This window comes from Methylobacterium sp. A54F, from assembly GCF_053346035.1.
This window is the reverse complement of record NZ_JBKFBF010000085.1, coordinates 1-324: the sequence shown is the minus strand read 5'-3', so window position 1 is coordinate 324 and position 324 is coordinate 1. Positions and strand designations below refer to the sequence as shown.

General features: G+C 69.8%; 1 protein-coding gene. It reads right to left on the bottom strand.

The genetic code is table 11. The annotated features are described in order from the left end of the window. On the bottom strand, window positions 1-324 hold a 324-nt coding region (locus ACLBXP_RS25450; RefSeq protein ID WP_447670614.1), incomplete at both ends, for a HAMP domain-containing protein.

Here is a 324-nt window from a genome sequence, read left to right as displayed (position 1 = left end):
TGTCGGCCATCTGGCGCATGCCGATTTTGCGCTGCTCCTCGGCGGCCTGCCGGGCCTGCGCGGTCTCCTCCTCGGGCCGGCGTGTCCGGATCAGGTTGTCCTTGAACACCTCGACGGCTGCGGCCATCGCCCCGATCTCATCGCGGCGTCCCGAGGCAGGAATAGCCACGGCGGCATCACCGCCCGCCAGGCGCTGCATGGCCGAGGTCATCCCCTGGACGGGTCGGGACACCCGCAGCCAGCCGAACATCATCGCTCCGAGCGCTGCAACGATCGCAAGAGCCACAGCGAGGAGACCCGCCCGTCTCGCTGCATCCACCTCGC